General features: G+C 36.9%; 21 protein-coding genes, 2 pseudogenes and 1 riboswitch. Of the genes and pseudogenes, 4 read left to right on the top strand and 19 right to left on the bottom strand.

The annotated features are described in order from the left end of the window. Nucleotides 1–331: 331 nt before the first annotated feature. Nucleotides 332–1,018, bottom strand: a complete 687-nt coding sequence (gene gpmA / locus IPU53_RS16485; RefSeq protein ID WP_207452118.1) for a 2,3-diphosphoglycerate-dependent phosphoglycerate mutase — start codon at nt 1,016–1,018, stop codon at nt 332–334. A 332-nt stretch (nt 1,019–1,350) separates the two neighbouring features. On the opposite strand from gpmA, the gene IPU53_RS16480 reads away from it, so the two are divergent. Beyond that, nucleotides 1,351–1,728, top strand: coding sequence for an ArsR/SmtB family transcription factor (locus IPU53_RS16480; protein ID WP_282862248.1), 378 nt, complete (start codon nt 1,351–1,353; stop codon nt 1,726–1,728). 121 nt (nt 1,729–1,849) lie between these two features. Here the strand turns inward: IPU53_RS16480 and IPU53_RS16475 are convergent. Then, nucleotides 1,850–4,029, bottom strand: a pseudogene (locus IPU53_RS16475) (heavy metal translocating P-type ATPase); the annotation flags it as partial. Between the two features lie 295 nt (nt 4,030–4,324). Here IPU53_RS16475 and IPU53_RS16465 point away from each other — a divergent pair. Next, the gene (locus IPU53_RS16465) at nt 4,325–5,272 is read left to right on the top strand and encodes a helix-turn-helix domain-containing protein (RefSeq protein ID WP_207452116.1); all 948 of its coding nucleotides are present in this window, start codon (nt 4,325–4,327) and stop codon (nt 5,270–5,272) included. Between the two features lie 269 nt (nt 5,273–5,541). Continuing rightward, nucleotides 5,542–5,707, top strand: a riboswitch (M-box (ykoK) riboswitch). A gap of 266 nt (nt 5,708–5,973) precedes the next feature. Beyond that, a complete protein-coding gene (gene mgtE / locus IPU53_RS16460; RefSeq protein ID WP_207452115.1) occupies nt 5,974–6,957 on the top strand; it encodes a magnesium transporter in 984 nt (327 codons plus the stop codon). A gap of 95 nt (nt 6,958–7,052) precedes the next feature. On the opposite strand, the gene IPU53_RS16455 is transcribed toward mgtE, so the two are convergent. From IPU53_RS16455 to IPU53_RS16375, 17 genes and pseudogenes are all read right to left on the bottom strand, one after another. Continuing rightward, the gene (locus IPU53_RS16455) at nt 7,053–7,964 is read right to left on the bottom strand and encodes a conjugal transfer protein (protein ID WP_207452114.1); all 912 of its coding nucleotides are present in this window, start codon (nt 7,962–7,964) and stop codon (nt 7,053–7,055) included. A 16-nt stretch (nt 7,965–7,980) separates the two neighbouring features. Continuing rightward, nucleotides 7,981–8,292, bottom strand: a pseudogene (locus IPU53_RS16450) (C40 family peptidase); the annotation flags it as partial. Nucleotides 8,293–8,396: 104 nt separating this feature from the next. Then, nucleotides 8,397–10,205 carry a reverse transcriptase/maturase family protein gene (locus IPU53_RS16445; protein WP_207452113.1) on the bottom strand — a complete coding sequence of 603 codons (1,809 nt, stop codon included), beginning with the start codon at nt 10,203–10,205 and terminating at the stop codon, nt 8,397–8,399. 605 nt (nt 10,206–10,810) lie between these two features. Beyond that, complete coding sequence (locus tag IPU53_RS16440) at nt 10,811–11,551, bottom strand: lysozyme family protein (RefSeq protein ID WP_207452112.1); 741 nt, start codon at nt 11,549–11,551, stop codon at nt 10,811–10,813. Next, complete coding sequence (locus IPU53_RS16435; protein ID WP_441297448.1) at nt 11,548–13,767, bottom strand: CD3337/EF1877 family mobilome membrane protein; 2,220 nt, start codon at nt 13,765–13,767, stop codon at nt 11,548–11,550. Before IPU53_RS16435 ends, IPU53_RS16440 begins: the two co-directional genes overlap by 4 nt. After that, nucleotides 13,724–16,171 (bottom strand): ATP-binding protein, encoded by a 2,448-nt coding sequence (locus IPU53_RS16430; RefSeq protein ID WP_207452110.1) that lies wholly within the window; start codon nt 16,169–16,171, stop codon nt 13,724–13,726. The genes IPU53_RS16435 and IPU53_RS16430 overlap by 44 nt, the downstream gene beginning before the upstream one ends. Beyond that, nucleotides 16,155–16,547, bottom strand: a complete 393-nt coding sequence (locus IPU53_RS16425; protein WP_207452109.1) for a conjugal transfer protein — start codon at nt 16,545–16,547, stop codon at nt 16,155–16,157. The genes IPU53_RS16430 and IPU53_RS16425 overlap by 17 nt, the downstream gene beginning before the upstream one ends. Nucleotides 16,548–16,606: 59 nt before the next feature. Further along, on the bottom strand, nt 16,607–17,107 hold the full coding sequence (locus IPU53_RS16420) for an antirestriction protein ArdA (RefSeq protein WP_207452108.1): 501 nt from the start codon (nt 17,105–17,107) through the stop codon (nt 16,607–16,609). A 165-nt stretch (nt 17,108–17,272) separates the two neighbouring features. Further along, complete coding sequence (locus tag IPU53_RS16415) at nt 17,273–17,494, bottom strand: hypothetical protein (RefSeq protein ID WP_077604243.1); 222 nt, start codon at nt 17,492–17,494, stop codon at nt 17,273–17,275. A 15-nt stretch (nt 17,495–17,509) separates the two neighbouring features. Further along, nucleotides 17,510–18,727: a MobT family relaxase gene (gene mobT / locus IPU53_RS16410; RefSeq protein ID WP_207452107.1), complete on the bottom strand. Its 1,218-nt coding sequence runs from the start codon at nt 18,725–18,727 to the stop codon at nt 17,510–17,512. Between the two features lie 214 nt (nt 18,728–18,941). Continuing rightward, on the bottom strand, nt 18,942–20,282 hold the full coding sequence (locus IPU53_RS16405) for an FtsK/SpoIIIE domain-containing protein (RefSeq protein ID WP_207452106.1): 1,341 nt from the start codon (nt 20,280–20,282) through the stop codon (nt 18,942–18,944). 2 nt (nt 20,283–20,284) lie between these two features. Then, nucleotides 20,285–20,665: a YdcP family protein gene (locus IPU53_RS16400; RefSeq protein WP_207452105.1), complete on the bottom strand. Its 381-nt coding sequence runs from the start codon at nt 20,663–20,665 to the stop codon at nt 20,285–20,287. Nucleotides 20,666–20,678: 13 nt separating this feature from the next. Continuing rightward, entirely contained in the window at nt 20,679–20,993 is a 315-nt protein-coding gene (locus tag IPU53_RS16395; RefSeq protein ID WP_207452104.1) for a YdcP family protein, read from the bottom strand. A 107-nt stretch (nt 20,994–21,100) separates the two neighbouring features. Continuing rightward, entirely contained in the window at nt 21,101–21,304 is a 204-nt protein-coding gene (locus IPU53_RS16390; protein WP_207452103.1) for a hypothetical protein, read from the bottom strand. A 398-nt stretch (nt 21,305–21,702) separates the two neighbouring features. Then, a complete protein-coding gene (locus IPU53_RS16385; RefSeq protein ID WP_207452102.1) occupies nt 21,703–22,077 on the bottom strand; it encodes a hypothetical protein in 375 nt (124 codons plus the stop codon). A gap of 29 nt (nt 22,078–22,106) precedes the next feature. After that, on the bottom strand, nt 22,107–22,772 hold the full coding sequence (locus IPU53_RS16380; protein ID WP_313886509.1) for a PadR family transcriptional regulator: 666 nt from the start codon (nt 22,770–22,772) through the stop codon (nt 22,107–22,109). 399 nt (nt 22,773–23,171) lie between these two features. After that, nucleotides 23,172–23,750, bottom strand: coding sequence for a TetR/AcrR family transcriptional regulator (locus IPU53_RS16375; RefSeq protein ID WP_207452101.1), 579 nt, complete (start codon nt 23,748–23,750; stop codon nt 23,172–23,174). 153 nt (nt 23,751–23,903) lie between these two features. Between IPU53_RS16375 and IPU53_RS16370 the strand changes: the two genes are divergently transcribed. Continuing rightward, nucleotides 23,904–24,590: an SDR family NAD(P)-dependent oxidoreductase gene (locus tag IPU53_RS16370; protein WP_207452100.1), complete on the top strand. Its 687-nt coding sequence runs from the start codon at nt 23,904–23,906 to the stop codon at nt 24,588–24,590. Nucleotides 24,591–25,092: the final 502 nt, after the last annotated feature.

The raw sequence follows: 25,092 nt of genomic DNA, 5'->3' as shown, positions 1-25,092 counted from the left end.
ATACAAAATTTGCAAAACTTTGTGTGAAATAGCTACAATTATGTAGATACATATTGGCACGGATAGGAAAGAAGCTTCTCGACATCCATGAACTATGCTTTATCACATTTTTTCTTCTAATATTGATAAAGCTTAGAATTGATGTAACAAATATATAGGAGATACTTTTTTAAAATAAAAAATCCAACTTAATATTAAGTTGGAGAGATAAAACCTTATTATTAAATTTAATATAATCAATATTTTTAAGAGACTGCAATTACTTCGCCAAATCAGAAATTGATTTGCTTTAACCATCTTGCAGAGCAATTTCTTCTATTATAACTCTGCTTCAAAGGTAGTATTTATCTACAGGATGCAACTGCTTATCAAGCATATATACTAGCGGAGCGCCAGTTGGTATATCCAGATCAATGATCTCCCCAGGAGTCAGATTATCCAAAAATTTAAGCAATGCCCGCAGACTATTACCATGTGCAACAATAAGTACATTATTACCTTTTTTTATCTGTGTTTTAATTTCTCGATTCCAGTAATATTTAACACGTATTGCTGTTTCCTTGAGGCTTTCTGTTAAGGGAATAAATTCGTCATCAATATCACGATATTTAGCATCATAGATTGGATACCGTTTATCGTCTTTAGTCAAAGCAGGTGGCAATTCGTTATAACTTCTACGCCATAATTTAACTTGTTCTTCTCCATAACGCTGGGCGACAGTAGTTTTACTCAATCCCTGAAGCGCACCATAATGGCGTTCGTTAAGCTGCCAAGCTTTATATACAGGAATCCATAGCAAGTCCATTTCTTCAAGCACATAATCTAGTGTTTTAATTGCACGTTTTAAATATGAAGTGTAAGCGACATCAAAAGCAAATTGTGCTTCCTTAAGTAATCTACCTGCATTTTGTGCTTCTTCAATCCCTTTATCCGACAAGTCAATATCTGTCCAACCTGTAAAAAAATTTGCTTTGTTCCATTCACTTTCTCCGTGTCTTATTAAAACTAGTTTATACATGTCTTTCACATCCTTTCTATTGATTTTTTCTATTAATCTTTCAGAAATGCCTCTTCAATAATTCAAATAACTATCTTTTTTATATGATAAAGAAATATGGAACATAATAAAAAATGGCTACTTTTGACATGATGATATCATCCAAAAATATAAAAGTTTCACTAAAAAGCAAACCATTATACGATCATATTTTTAACAATCAATTTAAGGTTGTCATAAGCGTTATGATGATTAAAATAAACTGCTGAAAACATCTCCTTGACAAGGGGCTGAGGAACACCTAAACTTTTAATAAAAAGATTGTTTAATAAAATAATTGTTTGATTAAAGGGGTGACGAAGATAAATAATAAAGAAATACTTCATGATCACAGTAAAAATTTGAGCCATATTTTAGAACAAATGCCCGATGTTCAATTTTTTTTGGAGGGAGCTGCTGTTTTTCAACAGCTTTGTGATGGTTCTCGCCTTCGAATACTTTGGTTACTCTGTCATTGTGAAGAGTGTGGACACAATATCTCAGCTACACTTGACATGAGCCCCGCTTCGATTTCTCATCATTTAAAATCATTAAAACTCCATGGTTTAATTAAAAGTAGACGTGTTGGTAAAGAAGTTTACTATTCTCTTGCTGATAGCGAAAAAGCTCGTCTAGTTCATCAAATGATTGATGATTATTTTGAAATGAGTTGTCCCTTGAAAGGCCTTTAGATTAATGATAAAAACGGGAGTATTACCCACAGAATTTTCTTTTAATACTCCCATTACACTATGCTACTATTTCTTTGCGATTTCCTTCCTCTTGATTTTGAGAAAAATGTACTGGCGTGTTGAATTTTTTTATGTTGAGTGCTCTTATTGCGTTTAGAATTGCTAGAACGGATACTCCGACATCAGCAAATACAGCTGCCCACATTGTTGCCAAGCCTATAGCTCCCATAATCAATACAATTCCTTTAACACCCAATGCAAAAACAATGTTTTGTTTGGCGATACGGAGTGTCTTTTTGCTTATCTTCATCACTGTTGCAATTTTGGATGGCTCATCGGTCATAATTACAACATCTGCAGCTTCAATGGCTGCATCTGAACCCAAGCCCCCCATAGCAATACCGATATCTGCACGTGCAAGAACAGGAGCGTCATTGATGCCATCACCTACAAAGGCTAGACTTCTTTTTTCGTTTTTTTGCTTCATTAACTCTTCCACATGTTCAACCTTATCTGCAGGCAACAGCTCCGTATATACTTTATCTAGTTTGAGCTTAGTAGCAACCTTTTTCCCTACCGAATCCGCATCCCCAGTTAGCATGACAGTTTGCGTGATTCCTGCGGATTTCAGAGCTGTTATTGCATGTGGAGCGTCCTGTTTAATTTCGTCTTCAACAAGGATATATCCCATGTATTCACTGTTAACGGCAATATGAACTGCAGTTCCAACAAGGTTTCTATTATTGTAGGAAATGTGTTCTCGTTTCATAAGTTTGGCATTACCCGCAAACACAACTTTTCCATCAATTACTGATTTCACTCCATGACCAGCGACTTCTTCGATATCTTTAATACGGGAGGAATCAATCGTTTTTCCAAATGCCTGTTTGATACTTTGAGCGATGGGGTGGTTAGAATAATCCTCCGCATACGCTGCCAATTCCAATAACTCTTGATTGGACATTTTTTCAGAATATATTTCACTGACAATGAAATTACCTTTTGTTAGTGTACCAGTTTTATCAAATACGACCATTTCTGTGTTGGCCAAAGCCTCAAGATAATTGGATCCCTTCACCAAAACGCCAGATTTGGATGCCCCACCGATTCCGCCAAAAAAGCTGAGCGGTACCGAAATAACTAAGGCACAAGGACAAGAAATGACAAGGAAGATTAGAGCTCTTTCAATCCAGATGTCAAACGGTTGCCCCATGACAAGCGGCGGAATAATTGCTAGAATGAGTGCTGCAAAAAAAACGAACGGGGTATAGTATCGGGCAAATTTTGTAATGAAATTTTCACTTCTGCTCTTTTTATCAGATGAATTTTCAACCAATTCGAGTATTTTTGCTACTGTAGACTGGCCGTATTCCTTGTTTACTTGAATGGTCAATTTACCAGTTTGGTTAATACAACCGCTGATTACTTCTTCCCCTTTTTGCGCATCTCGCGGAGCGGACTCGCCTGTCAGTGCTGAAGTATCTATTGTAGAGAAGCCGCCTGTTATTATTCCATCCAAAGGGATTCGCTCTCCAGGTTTCACTACAATACTCTCATTAATTTGTACCTCTTCCGGGTCAACCTGTATCATTTCTCCATTTCTTAGCACATTAGCATAGTCGGGTCGAATATCCATCAGTTCGGATATTGACCTGCGTGATCTTGAAACCGCATAGGATTGAAATAACTCACCTACCTGGAAAAACAACATAACAGCAATACCCTCGGCATATTCTCCAAGGCAGAAAGCTCCAATCGTAGCTATTGACATTAGGAAGTTTTCGTCAAAGACCTGTCCTCGAATGATATTTCTTGCTGCTTTCCAGAGTATGTCTCCTCCAACGATGAGATAGGGGATAAAAAATACTAGAAATTCGGAAAGACCATCTAAATTAGAGAAAAATGCTGCTACAAAACCTGCAGATGCAATAAGGATACGTAGCAATCTTCTCTTTTCTTTTTTGGACATGTTTGTATCCTCCTTATATTTGAGTCAGCAACCGTTATAACTGTAAAACTGCTACTGACTCAAACATTGTATTTCGTTTTGTATTGAATGGACGTGGAAATTTGTTCAACAACTTAAGTTTCTATCGACACCCCCGAATCAATTTTCTTTATAATCTTCTTCGCCTGTTTAAATACTGCATCGAATTTATCATCTGGCGCCTCAAGAATCATTCTTTGACCCATGAAATTCACCTTTACATCGGTAACGTCGTCTAGCTTGCTAATACCATGTTCAATTTTCGCCGCACAATTGCCACAGTCCACATCTAGTAGTTTATAAGTTTTCTTCATAAAGTAATTGCTCCTTTTTATTATTTTTTATACAATCAAACTATAAAACAATCAAGTAATCATTTGATTGTATCTAAATTCTAGTATAATGACTTTATCTTTCATTCTCTACATATTTGGAAAGGAAAGACCGATAGGGCTAGAATTATGGCTGATTGGAACAAATTTATAAGAACTGTAGAAATGTTTATTTAATGGATAGGTATAAAAATTAAAGCAGTTTTCATTTTGTAATCAACAACGTACATCGTATTCTCATAAGAAAAAAATCAATATTTAAGGAGGTATAAATATCATGAACAGTTCTTTTTTCTCACATATCAATGCTGATATGAATTTAATACAAAATAATCAACATGTTGTTTATCAGTTGAATCCAAGTAAGGGACAAGGAACCGCGTCTGTTCATTCTGTACTCCCTGGAGTTGAGGTAACCATCTTTAATTTTCAGACCAGCGCTTTTGTACCAACAGTTCATCTGAACATGAATATTTTAGAGTTAAATCACTGCCTTGAAGGACGTGCTGAATGTAAAATGAAGGATGGATGTCTGCAATATGTAGGGGAAGGTGATTTGTTTATGAATACGATGAGGAATCACAGTAATTGTATTGAATTCCCCTTAGAATACTATAAAGGTATAAACGTTACGATTGATTTGGATAAGTTTACAGGTCAACTATCGGAGCATCTCCCCGATATGGAAATTGATGTACGGGGTCTTGTTAACCGCTTTTTTGAAAACGATGAATGCTTTTTTATACAAGCAAAAGAGAATATTCAACATATCTTTAAAGGTATGTATTCTATACCGCTTGAGGCTAGAGATACCTATTACAGGCTGAAGGTTCTGGAAATTTTAATTTACCTTTATTATTTTGATACAGCTAAAGAGCAGCAAAACAATTTTTTTGTCCGGCAAGAAGTTGACATTATCAAACAGATTAAAAAGATGATGACGGAACAATTTGAACAGAGATTTACGATTGATGAACTAGCAAGACAATATCACATTAGTCCTACTGCATTAAAGACTACTTTTAAAGGAGTATACGGTGTTTCTATTGGGGAGTATATGAAAGAGTATCGTATCAAAAAAGCGGCTTCTATGTTACTTAAAACTCAAGAAAGTATTGGGGAAATCGCTTCGGCAGTGGGATATAAAAGTCAAAGTAAATTTGGAGCTGCTTTTAAGGATATATACAAAATAACACCTTTAAAATATCGAAGTAAATATAATTAAATCAAATTTTAGTGTGAGGGAAATGGATTAGAGAGAACTGCAATTTTAGTCTGCTACCTGTTTTAAAATGAAGGAGTGGGAGCTATCAGTAGCATCTATAAGAGTGACTTAGCTGAAGGGAAATGCTTTAAAATTTTAAATAATGACATTCAATAACCAGAGGACAGGATCGTATCTTTTGTTATTTTTAATGTACTGACTTATCTCTGATATCAAAAGATTTGACAATTGTTTTGATGGCTTCTACACTAAATGAGGATAATCATATACGAATTCCTCGCTAGGTGAGGCTCCTATGTGGAGAAATGCTGCTGCCCAGAAATGTCGAAAGACTCCAATGGGTCAACAGGAACCATCGACTTAAGGTGGTTTTTAATGTAGCTGGATATATTTCCTACGCCACATAGTGCTAAAGCTCTGCGAAGGAGGTTTATTCATTATAAAATGACTTAGGCTTTATACGCACTTTGTGTGGTGACGCTTGAGTGATCTGCATTATGCAGTCGCAAATGTTAAACATCCTTCTTTGTGGAGAGGGATGTTTTTTTGTTGTTCGGGTAAAAAAACTTGTGAGGATTTCGTTTCTAAGACGAAAGGAGGTGGTGGGGATGACTGACCCCTTTGAGAGTAGGTTATGCACAAAAATTGAAAAGAAAATCCCCTCACCTTGGGGAGAGCATCTTTAAAAGGAGGTTCTCAATATGAATCACAGCATTTATGAACACGAAACAACTGGAACGTTAATGAAACAAGGGTACGTTGCTTTGCAAGAAACTTGTACAGTAGAGCAAGCTATTCTTCATTTAAGAGAACAGGTACAAGGAAAAAGGAATATTCATTATGTCTATATGATTGATGAAGATCAACAGTTAACAGGTGTATTATCGGTGCGTGAATTATTAGCCGCAAGCGATACGGAGAAACTTGCGGATATTATGAAAAAGAATCTTATTTATTTCCCAGCAAATTTGGACCAAGAAGAAGCAGCCAAAGTTTTCAGGGATAAAGACCTTGTTTCGATTCCCGTCGTGAATAAATGGAAACAATTGATGGGGATTGTTCATGTAGAAGATATTATTGATGTCATTCATCAGGAGGCTGATGAAGATATAGGAAAACTTACAGCATCTGGCAAAGAAATTGATTTCCATACCCGTCCGCTCATAGCAGCTGGAAAAAGGCTTCCATGGCTTATCTTATTATTATTTATTGGATTGATTTCTGGAGGAATTATTGACAACTTTGAAGAAACATTAGAAAGTGTCGTTGCCTTGGCATTTTTTATGCCAATGATTGCCGGGATGACAGGAAATACAGGTACACAATCTCTTGCTGTTGTTGTACGCGGTCTTGTTTCTGAGAAACTCAATTTAAAAAATACTGCTAAGCTCTTATGGAGAGAATTAATGGTAGGAATTATTATCGGTATCACGTGTGCCGTTATTATCACCATCATAGCCTATTTATGGAGGGGAAGCTGGGTGCTAGGATTTGTTGTAGGAAGTTCTCTTTTGGCTACATTAATTATCGGAACACTTGCTGGAACAATTATTCCATTAATTCTTCATAAATTTAAAGCAGATCCCGCTGTTGCATCAGGCCCACTGATTACAACAATCAATGATATTTTATCATTGCTTATTTACTTTGGTATTGCCACGATGTTTATCTCAAGGATTATGTGAAAGCTCCATTCGTTTTAGAAGTTTTTCCGTAATTCAAACTTGAAAAGGAAAAGTATGCCCGTATTCTAAGCCATATAGAATACGGGCTTTATAGTTTAATTTATAATCATCCAGTTTGTCTCTTTTTCTAAGGTCAATTCATACTGTGAAAGCTGTGTTGCTTTTGTAGATTCGTCTAAATACTTCACTGTAACCCACACTTTAACCTGATCATCCTGTTCTTGAAAAACTGGATTAATCAATTCTGAAAACGTATAATCCTTCTCAATAACTGGTAAAGCATTGTTCTTCACATAATAGATCAATTCTTTCTCCGTTGCGGTAGGATAGGAAGCAAAAAAGGTTTCTAAAAACTCCGTAACTTCTTTCGCTGTTTCAGCTTTTACCGATTCGTTACTTTCTACTTGTTCTGGTATGAAATCAGATTTATTCGGGCTGTTCCATAATGTAGGATTTTGTGTAATCACCAAATTTCTTTGTTCATCTTGATAGATTACAATGCTATAAGTTGCTTTAGTTAAAGAACTGTCTTCATCTTCTGTGATTTTTTGTGTTACAGTATAGACGACTGAAAAAGTATTTTCGGCCTCTTCTGTTACTGACCAAATATTTATATTTTGAACACTGGAACTTGTCGGGATATCTTCTCGAACCATCTCTGTATTTAAGGTTTGCAGTTCTTCTGTCAGGTAGTCTGTCAATTTTTCCGTTCGTGCTTCTAATGCTTCAGATTCATTTTTCCAAGTGTAATAGTCCTTCACAAAATTTCGTGTAAAACTTTTAATCGCTGTAGTATCTACAATATGACTTTCTATAACTTCTCTTTCATGAACCGTATGCTGATCGATGGCTGTAAAGTTTTTATAGATTCCAAAGGCAAGACTGCTTAGAAGCAGTACCCATAAAAAGATGACTGATTTTTTACACTTTCCCACTGTCTTTACTTTTCTCTTTTTTTCTTTCTTTGGCTTTGCTTGTTTATATTTTTTAATAAAAGGTAATTTCATGTTATCTATCCCTTCATTAGTTTTGGATACGACCTGCACCAATTAAATGTTTTTGCCAGTAAGATGAAGTTAAATCTGCATATCCAATCGGATCGCCAGCTTGATACATTTGATTATCGTCAACGACTATCCCGACATGAGTGACATAGTTTGCGGTGTTATAAGTTGAATGAAAAAACACCAAATCTCCCGGTTCTGCTTCTGATAAAGAAATAGATTCTGTTACGTCATATTGTTCTTGAGCTGTTCGTGGCAACTCAATTCCGGCTTTTTGATAAACCCATCGGGTTAATCCACTACAATCAAATGATGTATCGGGATTGTCACCGTTGAGGTAAGCGCCCAGCGCCTTACTGTATTTCTACAGTAGGTCTCCAAACGCTCCCTCCCGAACCGTACGTACACCTCTCGATGTATACGGCTCTCCACTTATTAATCTAGTTTTCCTGCGTGTAGTTTATGATGACAGGGGACACACAACACCATTGTTTTTCTTCGACGAGCAATCATTACTTTTTCCCATCTCGCCTTGCCTTCAAGGTCTTTTAGTTTTTTAATATGATGTACCTCGACAGGCTTTTTTGTTTCACCACACCATTCACATTCATTAGCTAGTAGACTTTGGGTTAATTCCGTAGGGGCACTATATACATAGGTATTTGGAATCTCGTCTACTGATTTGCTCTTGAAGACGGTTCTATCCATCTTGAAACCTTCATCATAGAGATGAAGTGTTTTTTGCCCTTTATTGGTTTGATAGGCTACAGTAAACTTCCTCTTGTGCTGATATTTTTTTAGTACCTTCGGTACGGAGGAATTGTACTTTGCAGCGAAGGTCATGTACAAACTATACTTCATGAAATACATGAACTTGTTAAGCACACTTACATTTTTCGCGAGTTTATAATAGTTATACAATCCTCTGATTTCAGCATTATAGATATTCAGAATTTCTATATCACTAAGATGGAGTAGGTATGGTCTGTGTGTTGGTCTCCAAGTACCATCTTTCTTAACTAACAAAACGCCAAGTTCTTTTATTTTTTTAATCCAGACATCTTTTGGTAAATACAAATTACATCTATAGCTATGCGCTCGTTTTTTCTGACCATTAGCATATTTTTTGGTTGATTTGTTACGACTAATCGCAATATCATAACCTAAAAATCTAGCAAATTTACTTGAGTGGGTAATTAATGTTTTTTCATCAGATAATCTGATATCAAGCCTTTTACACAAGAAATTACTTATATCTTGTTTAATATTTATTGCGTCCTGTTTGGAGCCAATAATTCCAATGATGAAATCATCTGCATATCTGGTGTAGAAAATTCTCCGATAATTTTCATCAATAGGTAAAGAGTAAGGAATACTAATAACTTCTTCTTTGAGACGCTTAATACTTGAAAGAATTTCATTCCTTGTTTCAGAATGCTTATCTAATGTTTGAAGTTTCTTTTTCAAGCGTTGAATTTTATTGTCTATTTGCTTGTATTTAGGATTCTTTTTCCTAGCAGTTCCTTTATCAAACTTTTGTTTGTACTTTTTCATATATTTATCAAGTTCATTCAGATATATATTAGAAAGAATAGGAGAGATAATTCCTCCCTGTGGTGAACCACTAAAAGTTTTATGATATTTCCACTCTTCTAAATATCCAGATCTAAGAAACTTCCATATTAATCGTATGAATCTCTCATCCTTAATCTTTTTGCAGAGTAGCTTGATTAATATATGATGATTGATATTATCAAAGAATGAAGCAATATCTCCTTCGACAAACCATTTAGCCCCAGTAAATTTGACTTGTATTTCTGCTAAAGCTGTATGACAGCTTTTATTTGGTCTGAAACCATGTGAGCTTTTGCTAAAGGTCTTATCATAGATTGCTTCTAAAATCATTCGAATGACTTCTTGTACTAATTTATCTTCAAACGTTGGAATACCTAATGGTCTTCTTTTGCCATTAGATTTTGGTATATAAACCCTTCTGACAGGGTTAGGTTGATATTTTTCATTCCGCATTTGAGATATCAAATTTTCAATTCTTTTCATACTAAAGCCATCAATCGTGATTTCTGAAGTTCCTTTAGTCATATTTCCCACTTTCGGTGCGAGCCTTGCATACGCCAAGATGTAAAATTCTTTGTTAAAAAGATTTCTGTAAAGTCTTTCAAACTTGTAGTCTCGCTTGATGGTGCTTTGCACTAGATTGTTTAATACAGTTTCGGGATTTCTCATAGAGCCTCACGCTCCTTCCTAAAATTACTATTAAACGTAATAAGCTGACTCCCTTCGCCATGTACTAGGCTTTCCCTAGCTCGGACTACTACGGAGTCTCCGTTACCATGTCAGATATTCAGTGCCATCTCTCTCGAATTAATCTTGAGATTTATCACCAATGAAGGCATTGCACATAGCTTTCATAAGCATTCTGATTTAGGTAATCCCCATTTAGTACTTTAAGAAATAACTTGATAAGATATCGGATGTGACATTCATCTGTATCCCTTTTTTCTACCAAAAGGTTCATTCATGAGGATTTGTATACATAAGGCTTCGGCGGTACCTTATCTATTCATGAATGTACAGCGTGTATAGTTGCTTTCCGCTGCAAGCTACGTTAGACCAATCAGATTGTCATTTAAGCAGTTTAGCTTTCATCCTTATTCTTATCTTTTCAACTCGCCTGTTCAGTAGTAGATTAGCAACTATCTAACTTTCGGCTTTGCCAGCATGCTACACTCCCTGTTCAATTTCTATTCCAGATAAGCTGACTGTTGATAGGTTGATTCATACAAATCCAATTACCTAGCGTATTGTTAGTACGCAATCTCTTAAAGCCCTTATGGGCGCACTCCAAAAACATAGGGGAAACCTTCATATTTTAATGCTTCTTTCATGACAGCTTGAAAAGTTTCATCTTCATAAGAAGGGGACTCGCCGGAATCCGTAAGGTAAGGTTGCAATAAATCCACATAGAACATATTTCCAAACTGATAACGATAACCACCGTTTTTCTCTACAGCGATTGGATTAGAGTACGTCACTTTCTTTCCATTTGCTTGTTTTTTCGCAAAACTTTCCGCTAGTTCAAAGCTATATGCTCTCCCGTTCTTTGCGACGTAATCAATAAAACCGCCACCAAAGTTATAGCTTTGTATGGCGGTTTCTATATCTACTTCTTTTGCTTCCGCTGATTGTAATAGCTCAGCAAAATATTTCGTACCTTGTTCAATCGACATTTCTGTATCTAAGGAATTAGGAGATAAACCTAATGATTCACTGCTCTGCATAACATCGGTGGCTTTTCCCCCACTTTCAACTGCGATAATCGCCAGCAAGATAGGAACATGTTCGCTAATATCGTATTCTTTTGCGTATTTTTCTACGGTTGACTGATGGGCTAATACATCCTCTGATAATCCTGCATTGCTTAGATCATTTGAAGAACTCATATCCATGGACGTATCGAAATCTCCATCTTCATCGGATATAAAAATGGCGACAAAAGCAAGTAAGCCAAGAAAAGCTAAGAAAGCAATCGTTCCAACAATCAACGTGATTTTCGCTTTTAAAAACATCATTGTCTTTTCCTCCTATCCGCTTGTCGTTGAAGGGCAGGCTTTTGATGTTGCTTTATCCGTTTTCGTGGAAGAGAAGGACGTTGAATGATTCGTTTTTCTTTGGATTGTAAGGTTTGTTTTGACAGTCGAGCAGGTTTTGTTTTAAGCTGTTGTTTCTTTCTTTTTCCAGCGTGCTTATTGGGTTGATTTGCTTGTCTCCGTTGATGGTTTAATGTTTGTGTTGCTTGCTTTTGTACAGGTGCTTGTTGTCTAGGCTGTTTGTTAGGCACTGTCTTGTCTTTCGGCTTTATTTGCTGTTTCTCTTTCGTTAAAGGGGCAAGAGGCTTCTGTTGTACAGTTTGTTTTTTGATATAATCTTTTTTCTTTTGTTGTTCCAGTGCCTGTCGTCTTTCCGCAATCGTTTTTCGGTGCTTGCTTGTACGTTCTACATTTTCTCGTTGGCGTTTTTCTTTAGCCTGAGATATTCCTTTCTTAAATTCTTTGCCAGGTCGTTTGAGATTTTCTTTTCCTTGTGCGACAGCGTATTTTGCGGTTGTCGGTAAATCTTGAATTTGTTGTTTTCGGTGTTGAATGTTGGAGCGTACACGATTTTTGGTATCTAACACTTTTCCAGTAGATTGTCCGAGTTTCTGGCTGAATGATTTTCTCTCTCCATTGTTCAATTCCTTTTGATTTTGCTTATTAGATGACAAACGCTGCAAAGGACGTAAGGGAGAAAAAGAACGTCTTGTTTTTCCTGATCGGCTCATCATTTTTCCGACCGCTGCCCCAGCGGTTGCTCCTGTTAAAGTACGACCAATCGACCGCTGCAATCTGCGAGTGCTGCGGCGAGCTATCTGTCTTGGACGACGCATAACGCTCCTTCCAACTTGTTGACTATCGTTGCTCTGTAAGTTGAACATACTCATGATGTCACCGAGTTTCATATAGATTCCTGCAAAAGTCACAATTTGCAAAAAAGCAATTAAGAAAAATGGATAGGAGCTGGTTAAGCTGTACAACATGGACGAAATACTAAAAGCAACGGTCATGACGAGCGTAATGCCAGCTCGTAACATAATGACATTAAACAGTTTCATAATCGCTTGTTTTCCCATATTTTCAAAGCTAGGAATCATCGACAACAAGAAACTGATAGGCAGGAAAATCGCAAACACGATAAATAGAAGTTGAGAAAAAATCATCATCCCAGATAACAAAAACACGAAAATGGAAATCCCAATATTAAACAGAAATAAGAAAAAGACCATCCCTAAGCGAGTAGTGGTCTTAGTAATCGTTAAATTCTTATTATCATGATCTTCAATCTCTGCTTTTACCACGTTCTCACGTGTTTTTCCATTTCTAGCGTCTGGACTGGTGGAAACCAGCGTGTCTACCCGTTCTTCCCCGATGGCTTCTTTATCCGAGTTATCAAATTGTAATAACAGCCATGGTTGTTCTATCTGTATTGAAAAAAGATTATTACGGATCATATCGACGCTATCTTGTCCCTGACTGTTGGAACTAGGTATAAGCATTTTCGCCCCTAAATCAAGAGCTGCTTCACTCACATCCGCAGAAAAATCATTAACTTTCGTGACATAGGTGGGAGCATAAGCAATGAAAGACGCTGATAAAATAAAGACAACCAAGAAGTTAATTACAGCCCGCATGGCTTTGGTCGTTTCTTGTTTTAATAATCCTGTATACGCTACATAGATTCCAATGATTAAAATAAAGAGAAGCAAGAAACCAACATAGAAGCCATCTTCCCCAAAGCCTTGTGAGGTAATGCCAGCTAGGGTTTGCATATTTTGTCCAATGGCATGGGCTGTTTCTGAAATGAAATCGAGTGAATAAGCTTGTTGTACCAAATAGCCAGTGGCGTTGGACAAATAAAGATTGATAATCCAAATAAAGTTAGTAATCGTGTATAACCCATACATGACCTGTTTCCCTATACCATCATCCCAATTCCAAGGCAGCCAGTCCCAACCCGAATCGACGAAAAAATCAAGTTGGTAATGATTGAGTGGATAGAGGGAATACAAGTTATCTTCGGAAACCGTATCATCGACCAAACCAGCAGCATGACTAACTGTCATAAACGATAATAGCAATAAAAAAATGACCGCACTTAGGAGCACCGCCACAATAGCTATCTTTTTTAGTTTTCGTTTATCCATTTCATCACAGCCTTTCTGCGACAGGTGGTCTGGTATCAAAGGCTTCAAATAAATCTTCAAAGACAGGATGTACTTGAATAATCCCCACACGACCATATAAATCTTGCATAAGACATTGTCCGTTTTCTAGTTCTCGTAACCGTCTTTGATTTTCTTCATCTTCCGAATCCACACCAAAGAATTGAAGCGTTTTTTTAATTTCCGTCATATCTCTGGAACGGAAGGCAAACTTCACACCAATATTATTTTTGAGCTTTTCATCGGTTAAATCGCTAGAATTTTGGGTAACAAAGTATACCCCAGCATTCATGGCACGACCAGCCCGTACTAACTTGTTAGAGAGTGTTTTTCCTTGAGCGATTTGAAGGAACGCCCATGCTTCGTCTAAGTCTACAATCTTGAAAATACTTCGGTCAGAGTGAATAAAATCTAAAGCAAATGTAGAGATAATAATCATCATGGCAACACTTAAAAGCTCCATTGTCGTGTATTCTTCAAAACTGGTTTCTGCATCAGGTAAGACTAAATCTGCCACCTGTATAATATTGAGTTGTTTCTCTAAATTAATTGAGTTTTGCACCGTTCCATCAGAAAAGAGAAGGTGGGCAAAATCATAATCGGTAAAGCTTTCGATATGGTCAGCAATTGTGGCAGCTAATGGATTGGGGTCACTTCTTAATTCTTGAATCACAAGTAACAAGCCACGTTCTTCCTGTTGCCCGACCGCACGAATCGCTTTGCGTAAAACAGGAAACTTTTCACCGTCTCGACTGGATATACCCGTTAAAAATGTAAGAATATCAATAGCTAAGCTCTCTGAATCCTTCTTGTTTTTCATAATAATGAAAGGATCAAGCATCCCTTTATTTGTTTCTTCACTGGTCAGATTGACAACGTTAATTTCTTCGGCAATATCAGGCAAGGTTTCCTTCCAATTTCCCCGTTCGGATTTAGGGTCAACGATGAGTGTTTGACCACCAAAGAGTACCGCATAATAAACCAATAAATTATTAGAAAAAGATTTCCCACCGCCTAATGAACCTAAGAAGGCAGAAGCTAACGCATTCGTCACCGAACCTTTCACTCCTTGACTGGCTAAGCTGAGATTCAAATAGACATTACGCCCTGTATTCAAGTTGTAACCAAAATAAATGCCTTCTGTTTCCCCTAACATTTGTGTTGCTCCAAAGCCTAACCCAGCCAAAAAATCCGACGTGACATATTGAATATAGTCGTTCATATATCGTTTGCTGGCAGGAATAAATTCGCCATGTAAGCCCAGCATGTCACCAAATGGACGAACCAATTTAACGTTTAGGTCATCGTAAAAATCTTTCACTTCATTACAACGCTGTTTTAACTCATCTAAGTTAGAAGCAGATACCCGAATAACATAACTTAATTTATACATGGATTCCTTACTTTGATCGAGTACATCTTCTAATTCACTGACTTGTTCTAAGGCTTCTAATACATTACTGCCCGTTTCATTATCGGATTCTGCCGCATGATTATCTAGGTCTTGCAGCTCTTTCTTTTTATTTCTTACCGTTGTCAACGCTTTTTTGTTGGTGACGATTTCTACCTGCATAGAAGTGTCTATAGGAAAATCAAACTGTTGTTGCTGGTAATAGAAGATTTCATCACTAGGAAATTCTAAATCGCCTACAATCGAATTGATGGTAAAGTAAGCAGCATACGTCGTTTGATCTTCCTGTTCCAATTTAAGATAACGCTGGTTTTCTTGAATCAGGCAGCGAGTAGGCTTAATCAGGTCAAACTGTTTGATATAGGTTTCTTTTTCGCCTTTTTCATACGTAAGAGGATAATTATAATCCTCAAAAGCAATCCCTGATTGCCCATGAAGGTGTTCGATTAAATACCCTATATCATCTTTTGTTAAAGGGCGTACCTTAAAACGCTTAGCGATTTTATTTTGTAATAACGATTCCATTTTCAAAAACCGTTCGATTTCAGCATGGGGCATGGAAACAAAGTCACCCATGACGTGATGATTCACATCTCGAATAAAACTGGATAGTGAGGATGTCACCGATTTTCCCATCGACTTGATACTAACTTCTTCTTCATTTAATAACAATTTAAAGCCAATGAAGAATCTGTAATCTACCTGATGTTCGCCAATCATGGAAACAAGGGCTTCGGTCTGATCGTCAATTCTTTCATAAGCGACTTCTTGAAGTCTTCCTGTCACTTGTTCTTTGCTTCGTTCTTGTACGGTACGAATGCTACTTTCTGTACTAATTTGTAAGGCGTGTATTTTACCGTCTTGATTCTGTGCTATGAGTTGGCGAAAGTGGTCATGCACCTGTATTTTTTCATCTTCTGAAAGAAAAGAATAGTTATATGGCAACAACTCATAGTACCCAAAGCATTCTCCATCATGGTTAAAGACCAGATTATTTTCAATATATTTAATTGGATAGCCCATGTACTTCACTCCTTACAACAGTGATTGGTTCATCGAAATTTTGTTTTTGAAGTTTTACCGTTTTGCCTGCATACGTCATTTTTGGGCGAAAGTAATAGGTCACTACGGATTTAAGAAATCCATACGGCTTTTTCCCATCAAAACTCTTTTTACTCATAAACCATGTTAGGAGTACGGGAACGCCAACATATTTTAATAACGCACCATCAATCAAAGAGAGTGGAGGGAGGTTTCCGAGTAACATCACGACTAAAAGAGAAAGTACAAACCATGTCATTTGGTTAAACGTAACGGGAAAGGGCAACCTAAAATCATTGATTGCATAAATGACTTTTTCGACTGACCAAATACGAGTGTAGCTTTTTAATTTCTTCAATTCGATTCATCCTTTCCAAAGAAAGAAACAGCCTGTTAGGAAACAAGCTGCCTTCCAATTTATCCGACATATTCAAATACCCCATGATTCGTCACCAGAAAGTTAGCTCCAATTTCTAAATCACGTCCATAAGCTTGATAATCAATATAATTTTGGAGATAAGCTGGAACTTCTCCCATTGAGCCAGAATCTTCTATTAAATACCTTGCAACATCTTCCATGCTGTCGCAATCCGAATAACAAATAATATCATCTTGGTTTTCTAGTAATTCATCCACACTATTAAACCAGTAACTTTGAATGTCCGAAAGAGCGTCATATAAGGGAGTACCTTCGATTTCTTGTACCATGTCGCATAACCGATTAATTTCTGAAATAGGCGTGTACTCATGGATTTCAAATGGCAGCTCGTAATCATGCACAGCGTATTCTTCATATTCACCATTTAACCCGATTCGTTCTTTTACATCCTCTACATCAATAGGTGGCGTAAACCAAGCACCGACCAGTTCGCCTTCATTATATTTTCCGAGGTTTGCTATATAGACTTGCATGTCCATTGGTTATCACATCCTTCTTGTAAAAATAGACATAAAAAAAGCACCTGCAAGATATTCGCTGGTACATAAAATAGGCTTATTAATCCCTTCCGCACTACCGTTTGGATCAACATTTGTTTGCAGAACATAAGGAAAGTACTTATCTTCCACAAACAAACGTTACGTTTAAGCCCCTATGATTCTGTTAAATAGATTTAATAACACATCTTTAACTCCTGCTGCGTTAAAAACTAATCCGACAGCTACTAAAGCAATAACGAGGAATCCAATTAATTTAGAAAACTCTCGTTTGAATCCTAAATAAATTCCAATGACCACAATTGCCATTAACACTAAGGATTGAGCGTTGTCCAAAAACCAATTATACAAATTCTGTCCAAAATTCATGTGCGTGGCTCCTTTCTATACTTCATCTTTAAAAATCTGAATCACATCTTCGGTCGCCATTACCTGCTGCATAAGCAATTTTTGATGACGTTTTGTTAAGGTTGCTTGTGTCAACATGTCCTTCATCACCGTTGTATTATTGACTTCATCCAGCTTCGTTGCCAGTTTCCAAGTGGGTGCGACTTGTCTTGCTAACCACCGTAATGTTTTATCAAAGTTATACGGTTCAGGTTTTGTGGTTAACGATATTTTTCGGTTTTCTCCTAAATCTAAGAAACGCTGCCATACGGCATTGACTTTCCAACTGCTGCGTCGCTTTTTCTCATCCTTATCTACAAAACGGATATAACGATTGATTATCGAAAAAGCGGTTCGTCCAGCGTCCTCGTAGGTCATTAAATCGACAATCGCATGATAGGCACGATCATTCTTCAATCGGATTTCTAAGCGATTTTTCACCTCTGTATCTTCCAGTGACAACCCGTATTTGATAAATTGTTCATAGTCTTTTTCATAGATACACAGGTATACATCACTTTTTAACGAGCCGATATATAGGCTGTTTCCCATATCAGGTTTATCTTCCCCATGTACCAAGTCACCAGAACGATAACTTTTAAAGCTTCGGAAAACAGAAATACATTCCTCGTTGTGACATTTTTTTGTGAGAAAGGGGATATCTAATATGCCTGTCTTATCATTGATGGCAAGGTCAATACGCTTAAATACACCACCGACACGAAAGACATCAACAAAGAAATCAAACCATGTTCGCTGTTGGGCGAGTAGAAAATTTTCAAACTGCCGACATCCTTTTCCTTTTAATTCAAGCAGACAACCTTTGTCCTCATCAGGCGAAACCATGACCACAATATCGCCAAAAACATATTGTTCAAGGTACGAATAAAAAGCATAATCCTCATGTAACATGTATTCCATTTTCAACTGTAAAATATCTTCAATGACTGGAAGTGGGTCAGTGGTAATAAAACGAACTCGCACATAATCAAATAAAATTTCTAACGGAGCGTCTGGATTAAATTGTTCCAGAACATCAAACAAAGCAGTTTGTAGGGAATCGGAAGGAGTTACTTTTCCTGTCTCGATTTCACTTACGTATTGCCTTGTAATACCAACGTGTACTGCCAGCTTATTTTGTGATACACCGTATTCTAATCGTTTGTCTTTTAATACTTGATACCAAGGAACTTGATTCATTTGCATTCCTCCCAACTAAAAAAAGATGTCAACTAGGAACTCAAAGCCGACATCTTTTTAATGTGTTTCAAATCCTTGTGCTATCAGGCGTTTATGGGTTTTTGAAACAGCTTCCTATTGTTTTTCTACCCCCCTGTTAGAAATGGGGGGTTAAGGCGTGGCTGTCGCCACGCAGGCTTAGCCCAGTGCAGCGACTTTCGCTTCGCACGTCGCTGCACTGGGCAGCCTTTTAGCTAGATAATTTACCAATTTCTTTTAAAAAGTCATGTCCTTTTGGGACTAAGGGTGTGTAAAATTCAGAAATGACATTATCGCCTTTATCGACATATCCACGTCCTTTGATTTGTTTGAGAAAGAACTGTTTTTGTACATCGCTTCCAAACATCATTCCGTACCCCAGCTCACTCATTCGACCAAGAGCTACCCGAAAGTTAAACTGATCCCTTATTCCATCTCCAAGATATTTTGCGTCGGGTCGCTGGCAGGCTAAGACTAGGAAAAAACCTGCTTGTCTACCTAGCATGACAATCTGTTTCAATTTGCTTAAAACGACTGTATTTTCTTTGGATGTAAGTAGTTCCATAAAGGCGACATACTCATCAAAGACTAAAAAGTGTGGGGATAAGCCCAGATAGGCATAATTTTCCCCTGTTTTATAACCTTCCATTTGCTTCATTTCTTCGCTTCGAGCCATCATGGCTTCATGAAATTGGTCAATACATGCCTTTATATCTTCCTTTTTGTGATACACATCAGGCATGACGGTAGCTAAGTCAGCTAAATCAGCATTTTTCGGATCTAATATATATAGTTTTGCGTCTGTTTTGAGTAGAGCTTCAATGAGTGTAAGAATGAAATACGATTTTCCGCCACCTGTTCCGCCAGCAATTAGCATATGAGGGAGCTTATCATATTCCCAATACATAGATTCCATGAGTTTTAAGCTGCCATCTTGTGCTACAACTTCATTAATCGGAATACGGTTTGCGATCATGTCATAGAAAAGCACATACTCCACATAGGAATCATGTAATTCTTTTGAGATCAGTTCACAATACAAACCACTTTCCAATTTTGTTTCCAAGTTTAAAAGCGGTTCTTGAAACTTTCCGAGCGTAATCTCTACCTGAATATGCAATAACCCTTTCTCAAAACGATAATACATCTTAGGAAAATGGCTGATTTTCTCCTTTGCTTTATCAGAAGGGATGTCCTTAAAGAAACTTTCTTTCGTGACTTGTTTCGTTTCATACCAGCCATTCTCTAAGATCATCTTTGCGAGTTTTTGACGATGAATAATTTGTTTGAAATGGTTATAGCCATACCGATAATAGACTAAGGCACAAGTTGCTGTTAAAACAAGACTGATAAGCAGTGTCATCAATCCATAAGAGCTGATAAAATGGGTTTGAAAAACCTCTAACTGCCACTTACTAGTTAGTAAAAATGACAAGTGAAAAGGAATAAAGGTAAGAAGCCATACACCAACTACCGATATAAATACAAATTGAAAAACGAGGGAAGCGTCTTTTGCTTTAATCCGTTTCCCTCGTCTTTTAAAAAACTTCATATTTATTTATCCTTATCAACTGGCTTCTTTACAGATTTATCGCCAACAGGTGCAGCTTTTTCTTTCAACACCAAGTCATCTGCCTTGATAAACCAATCCACATCTGCACCACGAAAAGTGGCGTTTGCAACGGTATCAGCGACAGGATTTATCATTTCCACCTCTGCATTATAATCAAATTCCTTTAACGGAATAGAAGCAGGAATGCTTACTTGAATCATTCGACCTTGCTCTCTTGATTTCAAATCATAGGTACGTTCCTTCACTTCGGTTGATACCGTTCCATCCTCATTTTGAAGAAAGACCTCACGTCGTAATGCCGAAAACTTCAATAATCCAAAGGTTTTTTCTTTATCTAGGATAATGCCTTGTGCTAATCTCATGTGTGAATCCTCCTTATGCTTTGACGATATCGTCAGCATGTAATTTATAGTTTGTAAAACCTCGATCACCAATTTTATAGCCCTCTGCGGTGATTCTTGCATTGACTAATTTTACACTGTCTTCATGTTCAAAGAATTTTTCGCCAGCTTCATTAGGGAGTATGACTTCAATATCATCTGCTCTTTGAACATCTGAATAAAGATTATAACTGCGAGATAGGGTTGTCATCCGTCCGTTAATCCGTTGCTGTTCGACTTTGCCTTCTCCTGCATATTCTAGGTTTCCAAAGGTTTTTTCCATGTTTGGGATTACATATTTTAATTCCACGATACAGACCTCTTTTCTTATTTTAGTTTTTAATTCATGGTTTATAATTAGACGTAAAGGGAGTAGGGGGGGAACGAGAGTTAAACGTCTGCATGATTCATCACTCCTTATGCGTCTTGAAAATGATAATCTACTCGTCCATAAATCACATACCAAAACACAACCATTGTTTCACCTTGTTTATCACGCACCAATTTTCCATGAAGAAAAAATGGATAATCTTCAATTTCAACCTCATTCATAATGGAATGAGCTTCAATCCATTCCAAGACATTATCTTCGTATATTTCCTGTTCATTCATAGACATCATGCGGCGTTCTCCTTTTCATTTAATTTTGGTTACAACAACTGTCTGTTTCTAAATAATTACATAAAAAATAGACACCTCGATTTGAAGTGTCTATCTATTTCATATTTAATGTTCATAAAGGAAGTATCTTTTATTGTTCTTCACTTTCCTAAGTGATTATGGCCACGGAATTGTACCACTTGTGTCATCTTTTTTACCAGTGATTGCCACAGAACTTACCACCTGTTGCCACCATATTTACCAAGGAGATTTTAAATAACGTAGGATAAAAAGGCCTAATTCCAGCCTGTTTTTGGCGAGGAATTAGGCTTTTGATGTTCAAAAATCGCGCCCGATTGAGGCAGAACCAAAGAGTCCATATTTGCAATATCCAACGTTTTTATCAACATTGATTATGGCTAATCAGTCATAACTTCAAATAGGCAACCATCTAAATTGGTCCAAAACAACCCACGGGAAGCAAATGGGTGATCTGTGCGTCGATTTTCTGTTTTAAACGGGCTGTTCCCAAAAGCTACATTCCTTTTACGAAGTTGTTCATGAATCTGGTCAAAAGTATGTCCATCAACACTGAAAGCCAAATGCTGTTGTGGAGTATCATCCTCGATTGTCATAAAGAAAACAGAAAGATCGTCATTAACTTGCACTTCTGCAAACTTATTGTCTATCCCTTCATAACCATTAAGTTTTAGGCCCATATTCTCTGCAAATTCGTGTGCAGCTTTATCATTATTTTTAGCGAATACCACTGTGTGGTTAAGTGTAATTGTCAATTTAAAGTCTCCTTATATATTTTTATAAATTATTGTCCATCTGAGTTTTTCTCTTCGTCATCAACTATTTTCAAAAGCTCTGCCCGTGTTTTTTCGAGCAGGTTTTGTAGTTGTTCCTTCTTTTCGGGCTTTTCTATAGCTTGACGGCCCACCTTGAAAAATTCATGGATTAAACCCTGAATGTCAGATCTTAAAGTCTGAATTTCGTCCAAGTCCACATTTTCAAGCAAATTCATTCTTGAGTTAACAGGATCTTCATCTTGGTTTTTTTTCAAAAAGGCTTGCCCCTCATCTGTAAGATGATAAACTTTTTTCCGACCTTCTTTGATTACATTAACTAAATCTTGATCCTCAAGCATCTGTAGAATAGGATAAACAGAACCGGGACTAGGCGAATAAAGCCCCTTAAACTTTTCCTCAAGCTCTTTGATTAATCCATATCCATGTCTTGATTGTTCTTGTAACAATTTTAATAAGACAATCTTGAGATCACCACGCCCGAAGAAACGTTCACCACTAGTATCCTCACCGGATTCTTTGCCTGCGAAGATATGAGGTCTGCCTTGCCCGTCAAAGTTACCGTTTCCCATCCCAACTTCCGCGTCGAATCTGTTGCCTCTAAAGACACCATGATGATAAAAATGACTCTGTCCTTTTAAAAAAGGATATTGGGCCATATCAGGTCTTTTGTACACATTCAAAACCTCCTGTTAATTTTATTTTAATCTAACGATATATCGTTACGTTAAGAATAAACGATATATCGTTAAATGTCAAGTTGGTGAATATACTTTCTCCAGTTCATTTTACCTATAACACGCTTTACTTAGAATAATGCCCTCTCTTATTCAGGTCCTACAATGAAAAATAAGCGCTTATCCTTATTTAAGGATAGCGCCTGTTTGTTGGAAAACTGAACCGCCAATATTTTAACGAATGTATACTCTACGCCCCGGCCATGTTCGACTTGGCGTTTCTCTATGCTCTAACGACATTCTCGTCCGAGCAAAAAAACTTAAATGGACTCGAAAAAAAGCAGTCATTGACTAGACACACTAACCTAGAAAGTCATGGTATTGAACTAACGTTACCTGTTAGCGTAACACTCCTTTAAAAGACTGAGATCCACCAACTACAAATGATGCAATCTTTTTGGCTACTTCTTCCTTTTTTAAGGTATGTTTACCAAGATACAATTGCAATCCACCTTCATGAATGATTTGTGCTAAGATTGGCACGAACATATCCTTTTCAATATCTGAATACTTATGATCCAAACTTTTTGATAAAAAACACTTTAATTCATTTAGTATTTTTTCCTTCATTTGAGGTAAAGCCCATTTACCATAGCTGCTGCGACATTCAATATTCGGTTGTTGGTAAAAATCGTATACTGCAAAAATGAGTTGATGTATGGTCTCCTCACCGAATTTCATATCATCTAAAGTATGACTTTCGATAGATGCAGAGGCAAAATCCCTCATAATATAGTCAATTAAATCGTATTTATCATTAAAATGTGCATAAAATGTAGCCCGGTTAACCTGCGCTTCCTTTGTTATATTAGCTATTGTAATTTTTTCAAAATCCTTTTGAGAAGCTAGATTGTAAAAAGCATTAATTAAGAACTGTTTTGTTTGTGTAATACGTAGGTTCCTTACTTTCGATGCCATTGTCTCACCTCCCACCCGACAATTTCGTAATGTTGTTGCTATAGCAACATTCGGCAGTAGATTGTTGGTTGTTGTAAAAATGTATTGGCTGTATAGTTTTCATTAAAGCAACACATGTTGTTTTAATATATCACAGATTGGAGTTTATAATAAATGAAAACTATTGCTATCGTTGGTGCAGGCCCTGGATTAGGATTGTCTATAGCAAAAAAATTCGGAGAGAAGGGTTTTAGGGTAGCGACCATTGCAAGGAATCCTGAGAAATTAGCAATTATCGAACGTGAACTCAAGGAACTAAATATTGAAACACAATCTTTTGTAGCCGATGTTACGAACTTAGCTGCCTTAAAACAAGCTATTCAATCAGCTAAAAAAGCATTCGGTTCGATTGATGTACTAGAATTTAGCCCCTATGCTAAGGAGGATATATTCACTTCTGTGCTTGAAACGAAGCCGCAAAGTGTAGTAGATATTATGAACAGCTATTTGTTGGCTGGCATTCTTTCCGTGAATGAGGTGCTACCAGATATGATAAGTAACGGTTCTGGTGCCATATTATTTACAACAGGTGTATCTACTATTTTCCCTTTACCATATGCGGGAAATGCCGGAATCGTTGGGGCTGGTATGCGTAATTATGCCTTAAACCTGCACAATGAGTTGAAAGAAAAAGGGGTGTTTATCGGACATCTTTCAATCGGAGCCATGATACAACATGGAACAGAAGGAGACCCAGATCTTATTGCTGAAGCTTGGTATAACTTATATGAGAATAATGACCATTTTGAAGAAGTATTCCCTCCAGGACTCGATCCAACTATACTTCTTGGCGGAAATTAATATAAAGGAGATAAGACAACTATTGAAATGATAGTTGTCTTATCTCTTTTGCCCGTACTTAGTGCAACATTTAGCTATTTACCTCTCTGTCAAAATTAACATGAGTATCCTGTTTTATTAGGAAGTATTATTCAACTAAATGGCCCGATTGTTGAATACGGTTCTTATTAAAACCAATCAAAATAGTACAACAAGTATAACATAACTGAATATGCGTATGGCATTTTTACTTTTAATCATTTAGAAAATATGAGGTGGTAATCACCTGTCATTTACCGGTGCATTTCATGTCATTCAGTGGTAAAAACTATGTCAGAGGTGGTACATTTCAGTGGCTGTAATCATCCTAAGATATTTCGTCGTATCAAGACTCATCCAAAAGTAGTAATTTAATGGTAAAAAGGATTGTTTTATCCTTGAAAAGTATTTGTAAATCTAGTGTTTATACGGATAATCTGATTTTTACACTTTCTTTATAATAAAAAAAGACACTTCAAAATGA

It is taken from the genome of Bacillus sp. SD088 (assembly GCF_017355205.1).
GTDB lineage: Bacteria > Bacillota > Bacilli > Bacillales > Bacillaceae_C > Lederbergia.
The sequence above is the reverse complement of the archived record's forward strand: the minus strand, read 5'-3'. Positions and strand labels throughout refer to the sequence as shown.

What these genes read in the sequence shown, in the direction of transcription:
- IPU53_RS16405 (WP_207452106.1), bottom strand. Translation starts at nt 20,282, where the DNA reads ATGAAGTTTTTTAAAAGACGAGGGAAACGGATTAAAGCAAAAGACGCT.
- gpmA (WP_207452118.1), bottom strand. Translation starts at nt 1,018, where the DNA reads ATGTATAAACTAGTTTTAATAAGACACGGAGAAAGTGAATGGAACAAA.
- IPU53_RS16400 (WP_207452105.1), bottom strand. Translation starts at nt 20,665, where the DNA reads ATGAGATTAGCACAAGGCATTATCCTAGATAAAGAAAAAACCTTTGGA.
- IPU53_RS16465 (WP_207452116.1), top strand. Translation starts at nt 4,325, where the DNA reads ATGAACAGTTCTTTTTTCTCACATATCAATGCTGATATGAATTTAATA.
- IPU53_RS16455 (WP_207452114.1), bottom strand. Translation starts at nt 7,964, where the DNA reads ATGAAATTACCTTTTATTAAAAAATATAAACAAGCAAAGCCAAAGAAA.
- IPU53_RS16390 (WP_207452103.1), bottom strand. Translation starts at nt 21,304, where the DNA reads ATGATGTCTATGAATGAACAGGAAATATACGAAGATAATGTCTTGGAA.
- IPU53_RS16430 (WP_207452110.1), bottom strand. Translation starts at nt 16,171, where the DNA reads ATGGGCTATCCAATTAAATATATTGAAAATAATCTGGTCTTTAACCAT.
- IPU53_RS16370 (WP_207452100.1), top strand. Translation starts at nt 23,904, where the DNA reads ATGAAAACTATTGCTATCGTTGGTGCAGGCCCTGGATTAGGATTGTCT.
- IPU53_RS16445 (WP_207452113.1), bottom strand. Translation starts at nt 10,205, where the DNA reads ATGAGAAATCCCGAAACTGTATTAAACAATCTAGTGCAAAGCACCATC.
- IPU53_RS16440 (WP_207452112.1), bottom strand. Translation starts at nt 11,551, where the DNA reads ATGATGTTTTTAAAAGCGAAAATCACGTTGATTGTTGGAACGATTGCT.
- IPU53_RS16415 (WP_077604243.1), bottom strand. Translation starts at nt 17,494, where the DNA reads ATGAATTTTGGACAGAATTTGTATAATTGGTTTTTGGACAACGCTCAA.
- mgtE (WP_207452115.1), top strand. Translation starts at nt 5,974, where the DNA reads ATGAATCACAGCATTTATGAACACGAAACAACTGGAACGTTAATGAAA.
- IPU53_RS16375 (WP_207452101.1), bottom strand. Translation starts at nt 23,750, where the DNA reads ATGGCATCGAAAGTAAGGAACCTACGTATTACACAAACAAAACAGTTC.
- IPU53_RS16420 (WP_207452108.1), bottom strand. Translation starts at nt 17,107, where the DNA reads ATGGACATGCAAGTCTATATAGCAAACCTCGGAAAATATAATGAAGGC.